Below are 20,336 nucleotides of genomic sequence, written 5' to 3'. Positions count from 1 at the left end.
GCGCGTGGCATATCTGCCTCCGGCAATCCCCCTCGAAGCAGTTGGGGCAGCCCCAGCTTCGCAGGGTTACAGAAAGCTCTGCGGGTCGATGTCGATGGCGAGGCGGACGCCCTTCGGTTGCCGGGTCTGTCTGAGCCAGGCCGCAATCGCATTTTGCAGCGCCGCGCTTTTCGGAGCGCGGATCAGCAGGCGGACACGGTGGCGGCCGCGGACGCGGGCAATGGGGGCGGGGGCCGGGCCGAGCACTTCGCCCCCCACCTGGCGGATCGGGCCGTCCGCACGGGCGAGATCGGCACCGAAATCAAAGAGCGGCTGCAGATCGGGGCCGGAGAGGATGATGCCGGCAAAGCGGCCGAAGGGCGGCGCGTTTGCCTGGCGGCGCTCATCGGCCTCGGCCCGCCAGAAGGCTTCTTCATCGCCGCCGAGAATGGCGCGGATCACCGGATGTTCGGGCTGATGGGTCTGCAGCCAGGCCTCGCCCGGTTTCTCGGCGCGCCCCGCACGCCCTGCCACCTGACGCATCAACTGGAAAGTGCGTTCGGCCGCGCGCAGATCGGACCCTTGCAGCCCGAGATCGGCGTCGATCACCCCAACAAGCGTCAGATGCGGGAAATTATGCCCCTTTGCCACGATCTGCGTGCCGATGATGATATCGGCGCCGCCCGCCGCGATCTCTTCTATCTGAGCCTTCAGCGCCCGGGCCGAGCCGAAAAGGTCCGAGGATAAGACCGCCACCCGTGCCTCGGGGAAGCGCGCGATGACCTCTTCGGCCAGCCTCTCTACACCGGGGCCTATTGCCGCCATCCGGCCTTCGACGCCGCAGGACGGGCAACTTTCCGGCACCGGTCTGGTCGCGCCGCATTGATGGCAGACAAGGCGTTTGAGGAAACGGTGCTCGACCATTCGCGCGTCACATTGGTCGCAGCCGACCTGCTGGCCACAGGCGCGGCAGAGCGTCACCGGCGCAAATCCCCGCCGGTTGATGAATAAGAGCGCCTGTTCGCCCGCCTTGACCCGCGCCTCGACACCCTTTGCCAGCGCCTCCGACATCCAGCGATCCGCCGGCAGTTTCTCGCTTCGCATGTCGATGGCGCGCATCGCGGGCATCTCGGCCGCCCCGAAGCGCGAGGTCAGATCCAGCCGCAGGTAGCGGCCCTGGTCGGCATTGACCCAGCTTTCGAGCGAGGGCGTCGCAGAGGCCAGCACCACCGGGCAATGGGTGATCGAGGCCCTGAGAACCGCCATGTCGCGGGCATTATAAAGCGCGCCTTCTTCCTGTTTGTAGGAACTGTCATGTTCTTCATCGACCACGATCAGCGCCAGATCCTGAAAGGGCAGGAACAGCGCCGAGCGCGCGCCCACCACCAGCCCGACATCGCCGGTGCCGGCCATTTTCCACAGGCGGCGGCGCTCGGTTTGCGTCACGCCGGAATGCCATTCGCCGGGGCGGGCGCCGAAGCGGGCCTCGACGCGGGCCAGAAAATCGGCGGTCAGCGCAATTTCGGGGAGAAGAACCAGCGCCTGGCGGCCCCGGCGCAAGGCCTCGGCCACGGCTTCGAGATAGACTTCGGTTTTACCGGACCCGGTGACGCCTTTCAGCAGGACCGGCTGGAAATCACCCTTGCCGACCATCTCGCGCAGCGCCTCGCCGGCGGCGATCTGGTCGCCTGAAAGCCGCCCGGGCCGCAGCGCATCCAGCTTCGGATAGGGCAGATCGCGCGGTGCCTCTTCCTCGGAAATCACCCCGAGCTTCACCAGCCCCTTGACGACCGAGGCCGAGACCGAGGCGGCTTCTGCCAGCTCGCCTGGCAGAACCGAGGCGCCGCCGAACTGGCGCAGCGCTTCGATCACGCGGTGGCGCGCATCGGTCAGCTGGTTCGGCACCGGCCCGCTCAACCGCAACACCTTGCGCATCGAGGGCGGGTCCGTCAGCCCCGGCGCGCGCGTCGCAAGCCTGAGCATCGAGGGCAGCCAGGTCATGGTATAGTCGGCGGATCGTGTCAGGAACTGGCGCAGTTCGGCCCGCATTGGCGGCACATCAAGAACCTGCCGGATATCGCGCAGCTTGGCGCGGTCGAAATCGCCAAGCCCCGGCCCCCAGACCACGCCCAGCACCCGGCGTGGGCCCAGCGGCACCTCGACGAAATCGCCGGTGCCGCAGCCGCCCTCCGGCGCGCGGTAATCCAGAAACGGCCCGAGCGGCTCGGTGGTCAGCACCGTCACCGTCTCGCCCGCCTCGAAAACCCGTTCTGCCATCATTTCCGTTAGCGCTCACATTTCCGGGGCCGGACCCTCTTTCGTCCAGGGCCGCTTTGCGGTAATAGCTCTCCCGACCCCCTTTCTCCACCCACCTGGCCGCCCAATGGGAGCATGACGCCATGAAATTCTTTGTCGATACCGCTGATGTGGATGCCATCCGTGAGCTGAACGATTTCGGGATGGTGGATGGTGTGACCACCAACCCTTCGATCATCCTGAAATCCGGACGTGACATCCTGGAAGTCACCAAAGAGATCTGCTCGATCGTCGCTGGCCCGGTTTCGGCCGAGGTCGTCGCCGAGAAGGCCGATGACATGATCGCCGAGGGCCGCAAACTGGCCGAGATTGCGTCGAACATCACCGTCAAAGTGCCGCTGACCTGGGATGGTCTGAAAGCCTGTAAAGTGCTGACGGATGAGGGCAGGATGGTCAATGTGACGCTGTGCTTCTCGGCCAACCAGGCGCTGCTGGCGGCGAAAGCCGGTGCGACCTTCATCTCGCCCTTCGTTGGCCGTCTGGATGATATCAACCTCGACGGGCTGGATCTGATCCAGGATATCCGCACTATCTATGACAATTACGGGTTTGAGACCCAGATCCTCGCGGCCTCGGTCCGCACCGTGAACCACGCGAAAGACTGCGCGCTGATCGGGGCTGACGTGATCACCGCGCCGCCTTCGGTGATCAAGGCGATGGCGAACCATGTCCTGACCGATAAGGGTCTGGAGCAGTTCGCGAAAGACTGGGCCAAAACCGGGCAGAAAATTCTCTGATCCTGCTCTCGGGCCGCGCCGGAGGGGGCTTTGCCTCCCCGGCGCGCCTCATCGACTTCTGCCGGCTGGCTCAGGCCGGTGTTCCCGGTCGATTGTGCGACGCCGATGGGCCGCAAAGGGCCTGGCGGATGAGGGATCCGCCTTGTGCTGCGCGCTGTCTTTTCATGCGTTAGGTCGTGTTAACAAAATGGATTCCACTGGTCCGCGACCTATGATTCAAGCTCATCTCTACGTGGGAGATGAACTTGGCGTTCAACCTGATATCCGACGATGAGTGGACCTTCTTCGAGGGCTTCATTCGTGCCGTCCGGCACCCGAACGGGCGGCAACCTGCGGACCATCGTCTTGTTCTGGATGGAATTTTCTGGCGGAGCGCAAGCCGCCACTGGTTCGAGGCGCAGCGCGACACAAGGACTGGTGCGCCATGGCGTGATCTGCCCGAAAAGTTCGGCAAGTGGTCCTCGGTCTACCGCCAGTTCTGCCGCTGGACCCTGGCCGGACTGTGGGAGGATATCCTGGACGCACTGAACCATGCAGGGATCGCGCCGGACAAGCTCCAGATGGTCGACAGCACTGTGATCCGCTCCCATCCTCTTACGGCGGGCGCAAAAGGGGGACTGCTGACAAGAGGCTCTTGGCCGTTCGAGAGGTGGCTTCTCGACCAAGATCCACCTCCGCGTCAACGGTGCTGGCCTCCCGATGAGGACCGAGATCACGCCAGGGCAGGATTCCGACTACACCGGCTATGATATGGTGATGGCCGACAACCTGCCGCAGCCAGCAGTTCTGGTCGCCGACAGGGGCTACGACTCTGATAAAATTCGGGAAGACATCGAGAGCCGCAACGCCTGCCAATGATCCCAATGCGAAAGAACCGAAGGGTGCGCAAGGCTGTCGACATGACCATCTACACCCTGCGCAACATGGTCGAGCGCTGCTTCAACAAGCTGAAAAACAGCCGTCGGCTGGCAACACGCTACGACAAAACCGCAGACAGTTTCCTCGGCTTCGTAGACGTTGCCTGCATCAGGCTATGGCTTCGACATTTGTCAAAATGACCTAGGACGTTGTCGGTCAAAACAGTGTGGATCCGATAGGGCATCGCTGCGATCAGATCGCGCAGGAACTGGGCCGAAGCCAACTTGCCAGCCTTCTGAACAAGGCGAACGAAGGCAAACTTCGAACGCCTGTTCAAAGCAGATCACGCTGTTCCTGGAGCGCCGCGCAGACTGTATTCAAGTAGATATGAACTTGATGACAAGCGATGCGTGTCGTGTCGCGTGCCATTCCGGATCAGTGATCCGACATTGACAGGATATCGAATGCCGTTTTGGCTGCCGTCTGCCCATTGATGATCAGTTCCACCTCATGGCATCCCGGATGGTGGCGGCGCGTGCTGAAGTCCTGAATCGGCTGTTTGATGCTGAGCGTGGCGTCACGGCGGCCGGCGAGCGTAAATGTTTTGAGCTTGAAGACCTTTGCAGCGGTTTTGCCGTTGGGGCGGACGTAGTGAATGCGGTAGTCGGCGACAATTTGCTGGGTTTCCGACGATGTGGATGCTAATCGGGCGGTCATCGTGATAACATCACCGAGCTGCACTGCATTTGGCGTTATGGTAAAATTGGTCACGTCAATTTCGCCGCCGTATGCAACGCCCAAGAGCGCCAGCGCGCGCGGATCACCCGTTTTGATAAGCGTACGCAAGGCATGGCGCACGATCCAGGCTGTTCGAGGATCGTCCTGCGGCCAATATGCAAGACGATCAACTAACCAATCCGGCCGATCCTTGGCGATGTCGTTGAGGTGGTTCGCGACCGACTTGCGGACATAGAGGTTTGGGTCGGTCTTCAGGCGCTCCAGAATCGGCATCGACAGTGTCGGGTCTTTTTTCAAGGCGTCGACTCGGGCTGCCCAAGGCAGTCTTGGCCTGCCGCCTTCGCTGGCGAGTCGACGAACATGGTAGTCGGCATGGCCGCTCCATTCCAGCATTGCGGCCAGGGTGCGGGCGGGGTCAATATTCAGAAATGGACGGATCGCGAACTCGGCGGATCCGTAACGCGTCAGATCAGCCAGCGCCGAGAGCGACAGTTCGAAATCGTCAGTGCCGTATCGCGCAACGAACTCGCTGATGGCGACTGCCTGAAAGCCATGCGTCACAATCGCGGACCCATGTCGCGAACGATGGCGAGGGCTGCGCCATAATCGGCGGGCAGCGCCGTATGGAGCGCGTCGGCGATGTGACGCAGCCGTTCCATGATGGAAAGGTTGTCGAGGTTATCAGATGCGTTTCGCAGAAAGGCGGTGCGGTCAAATCCTGATGAGCTGGCTTGGCCCGCAGCAGCAATGACCTCCAGCGCCTGCGAGCCGAGGATATCCTTTACGAGGGGACGAGAAGGCGAGGCATCAGTCATTAAAGGGTCTTTCCGGGCGGATTCGAGGACGTGTCGGCCATCGATCAGGGGTCGCAAGGCTCAGGCTTTTGTTCGCAAGGGAGCGAGCGACGCCGGGGCATGGCTGGTTAAATCGCGCGGCGTCGCGAAGCGGGGACATGCCGAACATGCGTGAATACTCGCGATTGAACTGGGACGCGCTCTCATAGCCAACGGAGAAGGCGACCGCCGTGACGTCGCGAGATTCGAAGATCAATATCCTGCGCGCTTGCAACAAGCGCAGCCTCTTTTGGTACTGGATCGGCGTCATCGCCGTTATCGCCCGGAAGTGGCGATAGAAGGCGGCGCTACTCATCCCGGTCATCGACGCAAGTGCCTCCACGCGAAGCGGTTCATCAAAATGGGTTCGAACCCAATCGATCGCACGGCGGATTTGCGACAGGCGGCTGTCGACCCGAGCGATTTGCCGAAGCATGTCACCTTGTGGCCCCTGCAGGATCCGGAAGAGAATTTCCTTCTCAATCAATGGGGCCAGTATTTCTACCTCAGCCGGGCGGTCGATCAGCCGCATCATTCGCAGCCATGCGTCTATCAACTCAGGTGTGGCCGGAGATAACGGTTTCAACATGGTTGTCCGTGTTTAGGGATAGCCAAACCTGTTTACGCGCCTCGACGGCTGCGTAGCGTTTGGGAACCTTGCGCACCATGCAGAAGCTGCCAGCGCGGAACATAAGGGGAATCATCTTCATGCCTCCGAACACCCCCAACAAGAAGGATTCGGGGGAGGTGACGGGTTAGCAGAAAGGTTAGCAGATTTCTCGGAGTGAGCTGGTAACCTAAGAGGATGCGGTTTCACTTCAATCTGGTAAGTGATTGTTTTCGCTTGGAGATTTGAAGTGGTGGGCGACCCTGGAATCGAACCAGGCATGAGTCTCCTCGGCGGAGTTACAGTCCGCTGCCGCACCTTGCAGCACGTCGCCCACAGTGCGGGCTTACTAGATTCTCCTCTCTGCCCCGTCAATGCCCTATCACCGCTTTTGTGACGATCTTTCGCACGACCGGCGCAAGGCCTGGCACCTGATCCGCTTTTGCCTTGCGCTTTTCGCTGGATTCGGCCTTTTGTCCCCGGAAATCTATGATGCGTGATCTGGAGCCAGACGGGGATAGTGCGATGAAAAAACCAGCCTGGGTGGTCGATAAGGAACGTGCAAAGCGGGCAGAGGCGAAAGAGACCGTCTGGCTTTTCGGTCTGCATGCCGTGCGCGACGCGCTGTTGAACCCGAAACGCGAGAAACTGCGCCTCGTGGTGACCAAGAACGCATTCGACAAGCTGGAAGATGCGATCCTCGCCTCGGGGCTTGAGCCGGAACTGGTTGACGCGCGGTCTTTTGATGTGCCGATTGATCCGGGTTCTGTGCATCAGGGCGCCGCGATGGAGGTGAAGCCGCTCAACTGGGGCAGCCTTGAGGAGGTCGCGGTCTCGGGCGAGGGCGCGCCGCTCGTGGTGCTGCTGGACCGGGTGACCGATCCGCATAATGCCGGTGCGGTGCTGCGTTCGGCCGAGGTGTTCGGAGCGCGTGCCGTGATCGCGCCGCGCCATCATTCGGCGCCGGAGACCGGGGCGCTGGCAAAAACCGCCTCTGGCTCGCTGGAGCGGCAGCCCTATCTCAGGGTCACCAATCTTGCCGATGCGATGAATGAACTGCGCGATATGGGCTTTTTGCTGATCGGTCTTGCCGGCGAGGCCGATCTGACGCTGTCGGATGCGCTGAGCCAGGCCGGAACGCGACCGGTTGGCCTGGTGATGGGCGCTGAAGGCCCCGGCCTGCGTGAAAAAACCCGCGATACCTGCGATCTGATCGCGCGCATTCCGGCGGCGGGCGGTTTTGGCAGTCTCAATGTCTCGAATGCGGCGGCGGTGGCGCTTTACGCGGCCTCGATCCGTTAAGGGAGAGGCATCTGCGGTGGGGCGGTTTGATCACAAAGATGCGAACGCCTCTTTAATGCAGCAGTAATGTTTCTAAGTCACAGTCATGAGGCACGGGATCTGGAACCCCCGTACCTTGTTTGCACTGTCCCTCGTTCCGCACCTGGCGCCCGCGCGATCTGCGCAGGGCGCCTTTTTCTTTTTCGCTGGTTTCTTTGCATCGTCCCGGATTGTGGGCGCGCTTTTTTCTGCGCCGGGGTGACTGCGGGACGGGCAGCGGCGCTGCTCTGACCGGTCTGCAGATGGCGCCGCAACGCGGCGGACATAAAGTTACCCAAAATATCCAAATGAGGTTGCATTGTTGCGTCGTGGATTTTAAACCTCCTGACAACGGCCCGCTGATTCTGCAGCGCGGCACGAAATCAGGAGTTCGCCCATGGCACTGGACAGGCAGGCACCGATCATGACCTATGATGCCCCCAAGAAAGATCTCTACGAGATTGGCGAGATGCCGCCGCTCGGTCATGTTCCTGAGAAGATGTATGCCTGGGCGATCCGTCGCGAGCGTCATGGCGACCCGGAAAGCGCGATGCAGCTTGAGGTGGTCGACACCTGGAAGCTCGACAGCAATGAGGTGCTGGTGCTCGTGATGGCGGCCGGGGTGAACTATAATGGCGTCTGGGCCGGTCTCGGCGTGCCGATCTCACCGTTTGACGTGCATAAACAACCCTATCACATCGCGGGTTCGGATGCTTCGGGCATCGTCTGGGCGGTGGGTGACAAGGTGAAGCGCTGGAAGGTCGGCGATGAGGTTGTGATCCATTGCAACCAGGATGATGGCGACGACGAGGAATGCAACGGCGGCGACCCGATGTTCTCGCCGACCCAGCGGATCTGGGGATATGAGACCCATGATGGCTCATTCTCGCAATTCACCAAGGTTCAGGCGCAGCAGCTGATGGAGCGCCCGAAGCACCTGACCTGGGAAGAAGCCGCCTGCTACACGCTGACGCTGGCGACCGCTTACCGGATGCTCTTCGGCCACGCGCCGCATGACCTGAAACCGGGGCAGAATGTGCTGGTCTGGGGGGCGAGCGGTGGCCTCGGATCCTACGCGATCCAGCTGGCAAATACGGCGGGTGCCAATGCGATCGGCGTGATCTCGGATGAGAGCAAACGCGATTTCGTCATGTCACTGGGCGCGAAAGGCGTGATCAACCGCAATGAGTTCAAATGCTGGGGGCAGCTGCCGAAGGTGAATTCGGACGAATACAATGTCTGGCTGAAAGAGGCGCGCAAATTCGGCAAGGCGATCTGGGACATCTTCGGCAAAGGCGTCAGCCCGGATATCGTGTTCGAACATCCGGGCGAGCAGACCTTCCCGGTTTCGTCGCTGGTGTGTAAAAAAGGCGGTATGGTGGTGATCTGCGCCGGCACCTCCGGCTTCAACTGCACCTTTGACGTCCGTTACATGTGGATGCATCAAAAGCGCCTGCAGGGCAGCCATTTCGCGCATCTGAAACAGGCTTCGGCCGCCAATAAGCTGATGTGCGAACGTCGCCTTGATCCCTGCATGTCCGAGGTCTTTCCCTGGGCCGAGATTCCGCGCGCGCATACGCTGATGTGGAAGAACCAGCATAAGCCCGGCAATATGGCCGTGCTGGTCCAGGCGCCGCGTACCGGGCTCAGGACTTTTGAGGATACGCTGGAAGCCAGCCGCAATCGCTGATCAGGCTTGTCACCGATCAGACCAGATGAACAGCGCCGTATCCGCAGAGGATGCGGCGCTGTTCATCTTTGGTTGCGGGATTTATGGTTATGGCAACAGTTTGTTCAGGAAGTGGCGGGTACTCTCGTCTCTGGGAGGAATGTTAGGAATGTTCGGGTTTCCCTGTTTCAGGTGACAGTATGGGGCACGACTGGGTTTTCGATGTCCTGAAGGACTTGCGGGCTTACGCGCTGACGAACGACCTTCCGGCGCTGGCGCAGAAGGTCGAGGAGGCTTTGCGCACCGCAGAGCTGGAGATCGGAACGCCTGCGACGAAGGACGGCAAGCGCCCGAAACCCAAAGGGCTGCCACACTGATCTTAGCGATGCCGGCTGTTCTCGCGCGTGAGGTTTCAGTGCATCGCGATCTGGTCCGCGCTGCACCTTTGAAGAGCTTGGCGCCGCTGGCGCTTGCTTGCGGCAAAGGATAGTCTGCGCGCCATGCAGGCACTGGCCCCCACTTTTTCCGACGATCAGGCCGAGGCCTGGGACCGTATTTCCTCCGGGTTGAAATCCCAAGGGGTTGATATCGACAATGGCATATTGCTGCCGCCGGGCGAGGGGCGTGCCTCTGTCATGGCGGTGATCGGCAAGGCGGGGTCGGGGAAAACGCTCCTGCTTGCCGAACTCTACAAGGCGCTGAAAGGCGTCGGGGTCGAGATCGTCTCGGGCGACTGGGAAGGCAAGCGCCGCAAGGAGCGCCGCAGCCTCGCGATCCTTGCGCCGACCAATAAGGCGGCCTCGGTTCTGCGCCAGCGCGGCGTGCCGGCAACCACCATCCACCGCATTTTGTATACGCCGCTCTATGATCCGCAATATGAACGGATCGCTGAATGGCTCTCGGGCCAGGCTGAACGGCCTAAGGTCGAGGGGCTGACCGAGGAAGCGCTGGACCGCGCCCATGCTTTTTATCAACAGGTTGCGTCGATCCCGGGCGCGCTGGCGGCAGCGGGGCTGAAAGGGTCTGATTTCATCCAGGGCTGGAAGCGGCGGGAAGATCCGCTGGATATCGGCTTTGTTGATGAGGCCTCGATGCTGGATGAACGCCAGTTCAACGATTTGCAGGAGATTTTCCCGCGTCTCGTGCTGTTCGGCGATCCGGCGCAGCTGGCGCCGGTGGGGCAGTCGGGCAAGATGGTGTTCGAGGGGCTGGAGGCAAAACAGCGGCTGAATCTGCACCGGATCCACCGTCAGACCCAGGACAATCCGATCCTCGATCTCGCCCATGCGCTGGCCGATGACAGCATCGGCTTTGACGACTTTGAGCGGCTGGTGCGCGAAAAGGCGGGCCAGGATGACCGTGTCATATGGTCGGAACGGGTCGATGCGGATCTGATGGCGCGCTCGCCGGTTCTGGTGTGGCGCAATGCCACGCGGGTCAAGCTGATCACCGCTTTTCGCCTCGGCCATGACGCCCCGGCCGATGATCTGATGCCCGGCGAGCCGCTGATCTGCGACGGCATTGAGTTGCCGCTCAAACACCGCAAGAAACGGGTGGATCTGGAGGCGCGCGGTCTGATCAAGGGCGCGCAGGTGATCTATCTGGGGCCGGGCAACCGCTCGGGCTTTGCGAAACTGCATGTGCTGGGGGCGGAAGATCCGCAGCTTTCGGTCGCCTCGATCATCAAGATCGAACGGCCGGAGGAGGAGGAACCCTTTATTCCCCATGCCCATACGATGGGGGCGGCATTCTTGCATGGGGCGGCGGTGACGATCCATAAGGCGCAGGGCTCGCAATGGCCGGAAGTGCAGGTGTTTGCGCCCGATCTCGCGGCGGCAGCCTGGGCGAACCGGACAGAAGCGGGCGTACCCTTGTGGAAGCGCCTGGCCTATGTGGCCATCACGCGGGCTGAGACGCGGTTGCATTGGGTGGTCAGAAACCGGCTCGCGCGGCCAAAACAGATATTGGGAATCTCCGACCTGAAGGCGGCGCCAAAGCTGGAACTGAAATCCGAAGACGACAGGGCCGACGCAGGCGCATGACGCGGGCGGCCCGGAGTTTTTTCAAAAACTCCGGCACGATTTCTTGTAAGAATTCGTTTCGCGGTTGCGGGGGGATTTCCCTTTGGCCAGCGCGGCGCTAGGCTGCGGCGAAAAAGAGAGGGTGCTCCCATGTCACTGGTTTTCGTTCAGATACGCTGCACACCGGGCCGCACTTACGAGGTCGCAGATGCAATCTGGGACCGGGAAGTCGTCAGCGAGCTCTACTCGACCAGCGGCGATTTCGACATTATCGCCAAGGTCTACATCCCCGACGGGGAAGATACCGGCCATTACCTGTCGTCAAAGCTTTTCGACATTCCCGGCATCCAGCGGACCCTTACAACCATGACCTTCCGCGCTTTCTAGCGTACCAGCACCTTCCGGGCCGCGGTCATGTTCAAGCATCAGGTCTGAAAGCGCCACGCCGATCAGAGGCGACATGATCCGGGGCACTGCCATCGCCTTCAGATCGCTGCCGTCCCCGAGACTGATCGGCAGTTGCGCAGGGGGCACCGCCGCCATGACGTCGTCGGCGGTTGAACGATGTGGACGGGTGATCGCCTTCTGCGCCATTGCCGTGACCTAAGTCACGAAAGAGGTACAGATATCCAACAATTCTACCGATATTGCTGCGCCCGATGCCAACCGCAACCGTACAGAATGCAACAATCGGTCATTCACCTCCTCGGTCCCGACCTTGGCTTTCGGCAGTCAGGCTACCCCCATTGCCTTTGGCAGATGGTTTGCGATGGTCGAGGTCTGCGGCGGAATGAAAGCGCGCGCGATCCAGGCTCCTTATGCCGGCCACCCGAGATCGGATCCTCAGAAGAACAGGCGAAGGGCAGGAGCATGCCGCCGCAACATACGGCCGGCGGCCTCGCCCGACTATCCGTCGCTGACGCGATTGCGGGGCTGTCTGACCCGCTGAAGTCATGGCAGCGGTTACAGATCCTTAACCAGTCTGAGCGCGTCATAAATCGCCGCATGGGTGTTGCGCGCGGCCACCGCATCGCCGATCCGGAACAGGCGGAAGGCACCTTCCGGGTTCGGCCGCAACGTCTGAAACCCGCCGGTCGAGAGCGCCTCGTAATCCACCTCGCCCAGGTTCGAGGACAGCGGTTTCAGCGCGAAATAGAGATCGTCAAGCGGCCTTGTGCCATGGTTCACCACCACCTGATCCACCAGGCGTTCGCGCCGGAAGTCGCCGTAATCACTGCCTAAAACTGCACGCAGCCGGTTGCCTTCACGTGCGACCGACATCAGGCGCCAGGTCACGGTAAAGGTCGTGTCGCGCTTTTGCAGATTGCGCATATAGGGCACGAGATTCATCGCCATCACCTCGGGCGAGAAGCTGCGATCCGGCGTCACGATCTCGACACTTGCCCCGGTGGCCGAGATCAGATCGGCGGCCTGCAGCGCCGCATGGTCGCCGGCATCGTCATAGACCAGCGCGCTCGCCCCCGGCTTCACATCGCCCGCGAGTATATCCCAGGTCGAGACCACCAGGTCATTCCCGGCCTCCAGCACTTCGGTGTGGGGCAGGCCGCCGGTGGCGATGATCACCTCATCGGGCCGGGTCGTCAGCACCGTTTCCGGATCGGCAAAAGTGTTAAAGCGGAACGTCACCCCCTTCGCCTCGCATTGCGCCATGCGCCAGTCGATGATCGAGATCATCTCGCGCCGCCGGGCATCCTGTGCGGTCAGGCGGATCTGGCCACCGGCGCGGTCTGCAGCCTCAAGCACCGTGACGGCATGACCGCGGGCAGCAGCCACCCGCGCGGCCTCCATTCCCCCGGGGCCGGCACCGATGATCGTCACCCGCTTTTGCGCCGGGGCGGGGGGGATGTCATGCGGCATCGTCTCTTCGCGGCCCGAGGCGGCATTGTGCAGGCAGAACGCCATGCCGCCCTGATAGATGCGATCAAGACAGTAATTTGCGCCGACGCAGGGGCGGATGTCGTCCTCGCGCCCTTCGCGCAGCTTCCTGACCATATGCGGGTCGGCGAGATGCGCGCGGGTCATGCCGACCATATCCAGCTTGCCAGAGGCAATTGCATGGCGGGCGGTCGGGATGTCGGGGATGCGGGCGGCGTGGAAGGTCGGAAACCCGGTTGCGGCCCGGATCTCGCCCGCAAAATCAAGATGCGGGGCCGAGGGCATGCCCTGGACCGGGATCAGATCGGTCAGGCCCGGATCGGTGTCGATATGACCCTTCACCACATTCAGGAAATCGACCAGCCCGCTGTCGCGCAGGCGCCGCGAGACCTCTATCCCCTCGGCCGGCCCCATGCCGCCTTTCAGATCCTGGTCGCCGGTATAGCGCAGCCCGACGATGAAATCCGGCCCGCAGCGGTCGCGAATGGCGCGGAGCACGTCAAAGGTGAAGCGCAGCCGGTTGTCGAGATCGCCGCCCCAGGGCGCGTCGAGATCGTTGGTCAGGGGCGACCAGAACTGTTCCAGCAAATGGCCGTAGGCTTCCAGTTCGATCCCGTCGACGCCCGCCGCCTTCATCCGCTCGGCCGCGTCGGTGAAATCACGGATCACGCGGGCGATGTCCCAGTCTTCCATGCGCTTGGGGAAGGCGCGATGCGCCGCCTCGCGTTCATGCGAGGGCGCCAGAACCGGCAGCCAGTCGCCCTTGTCCCAGCGGGTGCGACGGCCGAGATGCGTCAGCTGGATCATCACCGCTGCGCCATGGTCGTGACATTCATCGACCATCTGCTTCATCCAGCCGACCACCTCATCTTTCCAGGCGAGGATATTGTTGAACACCGGCGGGCTGTCGCGCGCGACACTGGCCGAACCTGCCGTCATCGTCAGCGCAACCCCCGCTTTGGCGCGTTCGACATGATAGGCGCGGTAGCGGCCTTTCGGCATCCCATCCTCGGGATAGGCCGGTTCATGGCTGGTGATCATGATCCGGTTTCTCAGGGTCAGATGTTTCAGCTGAAAGGGCTGGAGGAGGGGGTCATTCGACATATCGGGCAAACCTGCTGGACCTGTTGATGGCGAGGATGAAAGAAATGTTCACATGTGTCAAGTTTAAGGGCATGGGTGAACATTGCGTTGCGCCAGAGGGGCGCAACGGCTAGGATCTGGCCATGGAGACAGGCGATATTCCCGAAACTGGCTGGCGCGGCTCGCCGGAAATCTGGCTCGAAGCGGCCTATGCGGCGCTGATCGAGGGCGGCATTGATCAGGTCAGAATCCTGCCGCTGGCAGTGCAGCTGGGCCTCGCGCGGACAAGTTTCTACTGGTATTTCAAGGATCGCCAGGCGCTGCTGACCGCCCTGGCAAAGCGCTGGGAGGCGCGCACCACCGGTCCGCTGCTTGCCGCCTGTAATGCTTACGCGGCGTCGGAGGCCGAGGCGCATCTGAATGTGATCTCGCTTTTTCTTGACCGCGCGGTGTTTGATGACCGGCTGGAATTCGCGGTGCGGGGCTGGGGGTTGCAGGATTCCGATATCGCCGGGCGCATCCGCGAGGCCGATCAGCAACGCCTCGATGCGCTTTGCGCCATGCTGATCCGCTGGGGCCACGCGCCCCATGAGGCCGATGTGCGCGCCCGTGCCATCTATCTGACGCAGATCGGATATATCTCGATGCAGGTCAGCGAGAGCCTTGCCGAGAGGATGCTGCGCATTCCCGATTATGTCGCGATCTTCTCTGGCGGTCCGCGCCCCGATCCGCAGGAACTGGCGCGGTTTCATGCCCGTCACGGGTTCTCGCCGCCCGGCTGAGGCTTGCCCATGCCCCCTTGCCGGGGCAGAAGACATCTATGGATACACTTTTCTTCGTCGCTTCGAAACTCATCTGGGGTCTGATCGGCCCCGAGAGCTGGTTTTTCATCGGGCTGGTTCTGGCCGTATTCGGCCTTCTCTTCGGCAGGCGCCGCCTGGCGGGCTGGTCTCTGGGCCTGACGCTGGGTTTTGCCCTGAGCGTCGCGATTCTGCCGGTCGGCGATATGGCGCTGCGGCCGCTGGAAGAACGCTACCCGATCCCGGACCTGCCGCCTGAGGTCACCGGAATTATCGTGCTCGGCGGTGCAGAGGACGGGACCTGGACCGTCCAGGGGCCGCAGGTGCGTTTTAACGAGGCCGCCGAACGGTTCACCGAAGGACTGCGACTTGCGAAACTTTACCCCGAGGCAAAGCTTCTCTTTACGGGCGGGATGGGCTCGATCGGCAATATCGAGGCGATCCGGGTGCCGCCGGAGCGGACCACCGCGAGCGTCTTCTTTCTGGAACAGGGTATTCCGCCGGCGCAGCTGGTGATCGAATCGGCATCGCGCAATACAGCGGAAAATGCCCGTCTCAGCTATGAGACAATGCAGCCGCGCCCTGGCGAGACCTGGATCCTCGTGACATCGGCCTTCCATATGGAACGTTCGGTCCGCACGTTCCGCGCCGCAGGCTGGACGGAAATCCTGCCCTGGCCGGTGGATTTCCGGGCGCGGCCCTTCCGCTGGGGTGTCGGCTGGAATTTCGCCTATAACCTCCGGCAGCTGTCTGTCGCGGCAAAGGAATATGTCGGGCTGCTGGCCTACAGCCTGACCGGACGCTGATGCCCGGACGCTGATGACCGTGCGGTAATGACGCAGGCATCAGTGACGGACGTTTCAGCGACGGGCGCGCTGCAGGCCTAGAGCCAGCTTCCCCGACCGCTGCCGACCGCATCCTTGACCGAGGCAAAGCCCTCGCGCGCGAGGATCGCATCAAGCCCGGTCGCGATCCGGCTGATCAGCGAGATCCCGTCATAGACCATCGCCGTATAGACCTGCACCGCCGAGGCGCCGGCGCGGATCTTCTCCCAGGCCTGTTCGGCCGAGCCGACACCGCCGACCCCGACCAGCGGGATCCGGCCATCGGTCAGCTGCGACAGTTGCGCCAGAACCCGGGTGGAGCGCTCAAACAAAGGCGCGCCCGATAATCCGCCGGTCTCGGTCTTATGAGAGCTTGTCAGACCGTCGCGCGTCAGCGTGGTATTGGTCGCGATAATTCCCGAAAGACCCGACCTCACCGCCACTTCGGCAATCGCGGCGAGGTCTTCGCCGGTCAGATCGGGGGCGATTTTCAGAAAGACCGGGATCGGGCGGGGCAGGGCGGCGCGGGTCTCCATCACGCCCGCGAGCAGGGCACGCAGCGCTGCCGGCCCCTGCAGATCGCGCAACTTTTCGGTGTTGGGCGACGAGACATTGACGGTGGCGAAATCGACGAAAGGCCCACAAGTCGCCAGGACTTTCGCGAAATCCTGCGCGCGATCGGCGGAATCCTTATTGGCGCCAAGGTTCAGCCCCACCGGCACCGGCCCGGGGCGGCGCGCCTTCAGCCGGGCGGCAATCGCCTCCATCCCCTCATTGTTGAACCCGAAACGGTTGATCGCGGCACGGTCTTCGGTCAGGCGAAAGAGGCGCGGCTGCGGGTTGCCCATCTGCGGGCGCGGCGTCGCGGCGCCGACTTCGACAAAGCCGAACCCCGCCCGCGAGAGCGCCTGGATTGCCACTGCGTTCTTGTCATAGCCTGCCGCGAGGCCAATCGGATTGGGCAGCATAAGCCCCGCCAGATCGGTCGAGAGCCGCGCCGAGGTCACCAGCCCGGGCAATGGGGCCAGCCCGGCACGCAGCGCCGAAAGCGACAGCCCATGGGCGCGTTCGGGATCGAACCGGTGCAAAAGGCAAAGACCGGCGCGTTCGATCAGGCTCATGGTGTTTTCCTCAGATCAGGCCTTCGGGGAAGATATGGCCGGTCGCACCCAGGGGCAGCGATTTGTCCCAGACCACATCTGCCAGCCGCAAATTGCGGTAGAGATGTGGGAAGAGCGCGCCGCCCCGCGATTCCTCCCATTTCAGATCGGGGGCAAGGCGCTCGGCATTGCAGGCCACCAGCACAAGGTCGCTTTCCTCGCTGAAATGCTTTGCCGCTGTTTCCGCCGCCTGCGAGGGCGTCGAGAAATGGATATAGCCATCGGCGAGATCAACCGGTGCACCGGCGGTTTCGCCGGCGGCACGGAAAGCATCCCATTCGGGGCGGCGGAATATCTTGAGGATGAGCATGGCGCGCTTCCTGCACCCGAAGGGCGGCTGCGTCAAATGAAAACCGGCAAAAAAACCGGGGTTCAGGGTCGGGGACGTGCAGAAACCACCTTGCCCCGCTTGCACAAGCGCGCGAAGCCCGCTATCTGAAGAAAACTGTCGCCGCCCCGTAAGGGTGAGACAGCAGATGCGGGCGTTGTGTAATGGTAAGACCCCTGCCTTCCAAGCAGGAGACGCGGGTTCGATTCCCGCCGCCCGCTCCAGTTTCCATTGATCCAACAACACAAGATACGCACATGCATCAATGGCTTGTGCGGTATTTTGGCGGCAATTCCTGCCATCAGGATCGGCCAGACGTGATCTTTCGGTACCTTATTTTGTGCCGCATTGCAGCTTTGATATTGGACTTTTGCACTTTGTCAAATGCGGCCTCAGCATTATTTGCCGCGGCAAAACCTACGATATCAAGCGCCGGGTGTCACTGCTGACAACTTCTGTCTTGAAATGGGGGTATCTCTCAAAAGGCTGGTTGTTCTGGAGTTGGGGGCGGTCAAGGCGCTCGCCCACTGGGGCGCCCTCAGCGATAAAGATCTCGAAGAGCTCTTGTCCTGGACGGGTGTGCCGGCCGGCAACATCCGCATGAGGTTCCGCGACGAAGTCATGGTCTCAAGGGCGATACGCAATCTGATCGTGCGCGGATGCAGACAATGCCTCGCCGAGGATCGCCAATGCCTTACCGGACTTTAAGGCGGAGATCTCATCCATCCTGCAGCGCGCCAAGGTGAAAAACCTGAAGGTTCCGACCCATCACCTGCGGCTGAGCGCTTCACCTCAGCAGGTCCTTGAGATCCGGGATCTCGCGGGAGCCATGGGACTGACGCTGTCTGATCTGGGGCGTGCAGCCATACTTGTGTTCCGGGTGGCAGAGAAAGTCCTCTCCGCCGGGAAGCTCAAAAAGTTCAGAGCGGATGTCCTCGCGCAGCGCTTTGAAAGGGTTGGATGATGGCTGTCTGGTATACGGCCGACTTGCACTTCGGTCATGACAACATCCTGTCCCATTCCGCTCGCCCATTCCGGGATGTGCAGCACATGGATGCCAGCCTGCTGGAGACCCTTTGGAGCAAGGTCTTGCCCGAGGATCAGCTCTGGATCATCGGCGATTTCGCCTTTGGGCCCAAGGCAAAGGATGAGGCCTGGCTGTGGCAGATCTTCGCTCAACTGCCGGGAGCGGAGAAGCATCTCATCATAGGCAATCATGATGGCCCGCTGACAAGGGATCTGCCCTGGGCCAGTGTCTCGCATATCGCTGAAGTTTATGATCCAGCATCTGATCTGCCGGTGACCCTCTGCCATTATCCGATGATGACATGGGAGGGCGCGCGCAAAGGCGCGGTGCATCTCTTCGGTCACGTGCATGGCAACTGGAAGGGCAGTGCCAACAGCATCAATGCGGGGGTCGATGTTTGGAATTACCAGCCGATCACACTTCGTGATGCGCTTGGCCGCATGAAAACACTCCCACCGCATAAGCACTGGCAGGATATTGAGCCCCGGACCAGGCGCTGAAGCCGAAGGGCCGGGAGGAACACCTGAGAGAGGAGCCGACATGAGCAAAGCGCCGGAAAGCATGAAACATCCCGAGACGAGCGTCACACTCTACCGGGCGGTCAGGCCCATAGCTGTCTTCTATGGCGAGACTTCAGAAGCCGCAGATCTGCCCGCTTGGTTTACGATCTCTGGCTCATTGAACGGCTGGATCATGGCACAGATGCATATGGTTTGGCCGGCCATTCGGCTTACGCCGTATCAACCTTTGCTCGGTTGCTAGGGGGCTGCCTTCTGCGTTTGAGCGATCAGGACCCTACGCCGCCAGATCATCAGAAGATGCTGGCAGCGGGATTTGATGTGATCCGACAAGGAGATGACGCTATTTCTGCAGCCTTGGACGGCATTGCCAAAAGGGCGGATACAGAAGGCGGCGAGCCAAAGAAAACCTTTGGGGCGATGCATGCCCGGCTTGGCGATGACCTTGCCCAAGAACCCGCCTTCGCGCATTTTCACCATCTTTACCGGGAATGCCTGCTGAGAAACTGGCCCTTTGCAGCGGGCGACATGGTGGCCGGCATCCCGTTAGAACGTCGTCGCCTGCACTCCCTGCGCTCGACCTGGCTGGAACTGGGGATCGGCCAGTCGATCGCAGAGCATTTCCTGACAGAGGCAGGCGTCTTCGCACCCGACGACAAACGTCCCTACAGCCGCAAACTCTTTGAGGCTGAACGCTACTGCCGCTTCTGGCGGATGTGGCGGCCTTGGTCGGGCCACAAGCAATGCAGCAGGAACTTGGAATGACCCGGGCCGAGTTCGACGCTTTGGTCACCGCAGGCCTGCTGAAGCCGGCAACGACAGGCCGGAAGCTCAATGAGCCATGGCGCTTGAGTGACGGGCGTGAATTCCTCGAAGAGCTCCAAGCCTTGGTGACAGGCTCACTCGCCAACGAGTCGGGTTGGGAATCTATCTCACTTTCCTTCAAGCGCACCTGGGCGCCACTGCAGGACATCATTGAAGCGATCCGACAGAAGAAGTTGACACTTGCAACGAGCTGCACAAGCCAAGGTTATCATGCGCTCCGCCTGAATAAGGACGAGGTCAACGCGTGGTTTGCGGCCCACCATGATCCGCAAAAAGATCTACCGGGCGTGATGTCTGCCGCTGCCTTTGGCCGTTCCGTCGGGATCCGAGACAAAACAGGCGTGCAGGCCTTGATGGCAGACGGGCACACGCCGGGCATTCTATGCCAAAATCAGCGCACCAAACGGATGGAATGGCGGGTCGATGCGCAGCAGATGGCGGCGTTCCACCAAAAGTTTGCGACCGTGACGACGCTGCGGCCGGGAAACACACTCAGCCAGTATGACGTGCTGAAGATGCTGCACCGCTCCGGCGCTTTGCCGTTTACCGCAGATGGCAAAAACTACGGAAATCTGTGGTTGCGGGCTGACATTGAGATACCGGCCGGAATCGACTGAATTTTAATTCAGATCAAGGTCTTATCAGATTGTAGAAATTTCTTGACTTTTGAGAGGCGCCACGTTCATTCGCCCAATTGGTCCAATTTGCAGTTCAATTGGTCCATTCACATTTACATTGAAAAATGGCGACCCCGGGAGGAATCGAACCCTTATCTGAACTTGATACAACTAAAAATT

General features: G+C 61.4%; 20 protein-coding genes, 2 tRNA genes and 2 pseudogenes. 14 read left to right on the top strand and 10 right to left on the bottom strand.

Features of this window, described 5'->3' with window-relative positions:
- Positions 1–66: 66 nt before the first annotated feature.
- Positions 67–2,256, bottom strand: a complete 2,190-nt coding sequence (locus M3484_RS16880; RefSeq protein ID WP_249498391.1) for a primosomal protein N' — start codon at positions 2,254–2,256, stop codon at positions 67–69.
- 122 nt (positions 2,257–2,378) lie between these two features.
- On the opposite strand from M3484_RS16880, the gene fsa reads away from it, so the two are divergent.
- Positions 2,379–3,032, top strand: a complete 654-nt coding sequence (gene fsa / locus M3484_RS16875) for a fructose-6-phosphate aldolase (RefSeq protein WP_092899093.1) — start codon at positions 2,379–2,381, stop codon at positions 3,030–3,032.
- A 239-nt stretch (positions 3,033–3,271) separates the two neighbouring features.
- Positions 3,272–4,090, top strand: a pseudogene (locus tag M3484_RS16870) (IS5 family transposase).
- A gap of 8 nt (positions 4,091–4,098) precedes the next feature.
- Here M3484_RS16870 and M3484_RS16865 read toward each other — a convergent pair.
- The 6 genes and pseudogenes from M3484_RS16865 to M3484_RS16840 all read right to left on the bottom strand — a co-directional run.
- Positions 4,099–4,230, bottom strand: a pseudogene (locus M3484_RS16865) (IS481 family transposase); the annotation flags it as partial.
- A 95-nt stretch (positions 4,231–4,325) separates the two neighbouring features.
- Positions 4,326–5,189: a DNA alkylation repair protein gene (locus M3484_RS16860; protein WP_249498388.1), complete on the bottom strand. Its 864-nt coding sequence runs from the start codon at positions 5,187–5,189 to the stop codon at positions 4,326–4,328.
- Positions 5,186–5,443, bottom strand: coding sequence for a hypothetical protein (locus tag M3484_RS16855; RefSeq protein WP_249498386.1), 258 nt, complete (start codon positions 5,441–5,443; stop codon positions 5,186–5,188). Before M3484_RS16855 ends, M3484_RS16860 begins: the two co-directional genes overlap by 4 nt.
- Positions 5,436–5,996 carry a helix-turn-helix domain-containing protein gene (locus M3484_RS16850; protein WP_349306283.1) on the bottom strand — a complete coding sequence of 187 codons (561 nt, stop codon included), beginning with the start codon at positions 5,994–5,996 and terminating at the stop codon, positions 5,436–5,438. The genes M3484_RS16855 and M3484_RS16850 overlap by 8 nt, the downstream gene beginning before the upstream one ends.
- Positions 5,997–6,018: 22 nt before the next feature.
- On the bottom strand, positions 6,019–6,171 hold the full coding sequence (locus tag M3484_RS16845; protein WP_249498476.1) for a hypothetical protein: 153 nt from the start codon (positions 6,169–6,171) through the stop codon (positions 6,019–6,021).
- A gap of 148 nt (positions 6,172–6,319) precedes the next feature.
- Positions 6,320–6,403, bottom strand: a tRNA-Tyr gene (locus tag M3484_RS16840).
- Positions 6,404–6,593: 190 nt separating this feature from the next.
- Here M3484_RS16840 and rlmB point away from each other — a divergent pair.
- The 5 genes from rlmB (at position 6,594) to M3484_RS16815 (ending at position 11,465) form a co-directional block, all read left to right on the top strand.
- Positions 6,594–7,370, top strand: coding sequence for a 23S rRNA (guanosine(2251)-2'-O)-methyltransferase RlmB (gene rlmB, locus M3484_RS16835; RefSeq protein WP_249498385.1), 777 nt, complete (start codon positions 6,594–6,596; stop codon positions 7,368–7,370).
- Between the two features lie 415 nt (positions 7,371–7,785).
- The gene (gene ccrA, locus M3484_RS16830) at positions 7,786–9,078 is read left to right on the top strand and encodes a crotonyl-CoA carboxylase/reductase (protein WP_249498383.1); all 1,293 of its coding nucleotides are present in this window, start codon (positions 7,786–7,788) and stop codon (positions 9,076–9,078) included.
- Between the two features lie 179 nt (positions 9,079–9,257).
- The gene (locus tag M3484_RS16825; protein ID WP_249498382.1) at positions 9,258–9,434 is read left to right on the top strand and encodes a hypothetical protein; all 177 of its coding nucleotides are present in this window, start codon (positions 9,258–9,260) and stop codon (positions 9,432–9,434) included.
- A gap of 123 nt (positions 9,435–9,557) precedes the next feature.
- On the top strand, positions 9,558–11,099 hold the full coding sequence (locus M3484_RS16820; RefSeq protein ID WP_249498381.1) for an ATP-dependent DNA helicase: 1,542 nt from the start codon (positions 9,558–9,560) through the stop codon (positions 11,097–11,099).
- A gap of 129 nt (positions 11,100–11,228) precedes the next feature.
- Entirely contained in the window at positions 11,229–11,465 is a 237-nt protein-coding gene (locus tag M3484_RS16815) for an Lrp/AsnC ligand binding domain-containing protein (RefSeq protein ID WP_249498379.1), read from the top strand.
- 576 nt (positions 11,466–12,041) lie between these two features.
- On the opposite strand, the gene hpbA is transcribed toward M3484_RS16815, so the two are convergent.
- On the bottom strand, positions 12,042–14,078 hold the full coding sequence (hpbA, locus tag M3484_RS16810; protein WP_249498377.1) for an N-methyl-L-proline N-demethylase HpbA: 2,037 nt from the start codon (positions 14,076–14,078) through the stop codon (positions 12,042–12,044).
- Between the two features lie 122 nt (positions 14,079–14,200).
- Here hpbA and M3484_RS16805 point away from each other — a divergent pair, with 122 nt between their 5' ends.
- Together M3484_RS16805 and M3484_RS16800 are read left to right on the top strand one after the other, a co-directional pair.
- Entirely contained in the window at positions 14,201–14,839 is a 639-nt protein-coding gene (locus M3484_RS16805) for a TetR/AcrR family transcriptional regulator (protein WP_249498373.1), read from the top strand.
- Between the two features lie 38 nt (positions 14,840–14,877).
- Complete coding sequence (locus tag M3484_RS16800) at positions 14,878–15,663, top strand: YdcF family protein (protein ID WP_249498372.1); 786 nt, start codon at positions 14,878–14,880, stop codon at positions 15,661–15,663.
- Between the two features lie 77 nt (positions 15,664–15,740).
- Here M3484_RS16800 and M3484_RS16795 read toward each other — a convergent pair whose 3' ends face one another.
- On the bottom strand, positions 15,741–16,802 hold the full coding sequence (locus M3484_RS16795) for a quinone-dependent dihydroorotate dehydrogenase (RefSeq protein WP_249498371.1): 1,062 nt from the start codon (positions 16,800–16,802) through the stop codon (positions 15,741–15,743).
- A 10-nt stretch (positions 16,803–16,812) separates the two neighbouring features.
- The gene (locus M3484_RS16790; protein WP_092899072.1) at positions 16,813–17,151 is read right to left on the bottom strand and encodes a DUF952 domain-containing protein; all 339 of its coding nucleotides are present in this window, start codon (positions 17,149–17,151) and stop codon (positions 16,813–16,815) included.
- Positions 17,152–17,319: 168 nt separating this feature from the next.
- Here M3484_RS16790 and M3484_RS16785 point away from each other — a divergent pair.
- The 5 genes from M3484_RS16785 (at position 17,320) to M3484_RS16765 (ending at position 20,156) form a co-directional block, all read left to right on the top strand.
- Positions 17,320–17,393, top strand: a tRNA-Gly gene (locus M3484_RS16785).
- A 518-nt stretch (positions 17,394–17,911) separates the two neighbouring features.
- The gene (locus M3484_RS16780; protein WP_249498370.1) at positions 17,912–18,133 is read left to right on the top strand and encodes a hypothetical protein; all 222 of its coding nucleotides are present in this window, start codon (positions 17,912–17,914) and stop codon (positions 18,131–18,133) included.
- Positions 18,130–18,696, top strand: coding sequence for a metallophosphoesterase (locus M3484_RS16775; RefSeq protein WP_249498369.1), 567 nt, complete (start codon positions 18,130–18,132; stop codon positions 18,694–18,696). Before M3484_RS16780 ends, M3484_RS16775 begins: the two co-directional genes overlap by 4 nt.
- A 156-nt stretch (positions 18,697–18,852) precedes the next feature.
- A complete protein-coding gene (locus tag M3484_RS16770) occupies positions 18,853–19,479 on the top strand; it encodes a hypothetical protein (RefSeq protein ID WP_249498366.1) in 627 nt (208 codons plus the stop codon).
- Complete coding sequence (locus tag M3484_RS16765; protein ID WP_249498364.1) at positions 19,476–20,156, top strand: hypothetical protein; 681 nt, start codon at positions 19,476–19,478, stop codon at positions 20,154–20,156. The genes M3484_RS16770 and M3484_RS16765 overlap by 4 nt, the downstream gene beginning before the upstream one ends.
- The last annotated feature ends 180 nt before the right edge of the window (positions 20,157–20,336 follow it).

Origin of the sequence: Pseudomonas sp. GX19020 (assembly GCF_023371075.1) — a bacterium.
In the GTDB taxonomy this organism is placed as follows: domain Bacteria; phylum Pseudomonadota; class Alphaproteobacteria; order Rhodobacterales; family Rhodobacteraceae; genus Pseudogemmobacter.
This window is presented reverse-complemented; position numbering and strand designations above follow the sequence as displayed.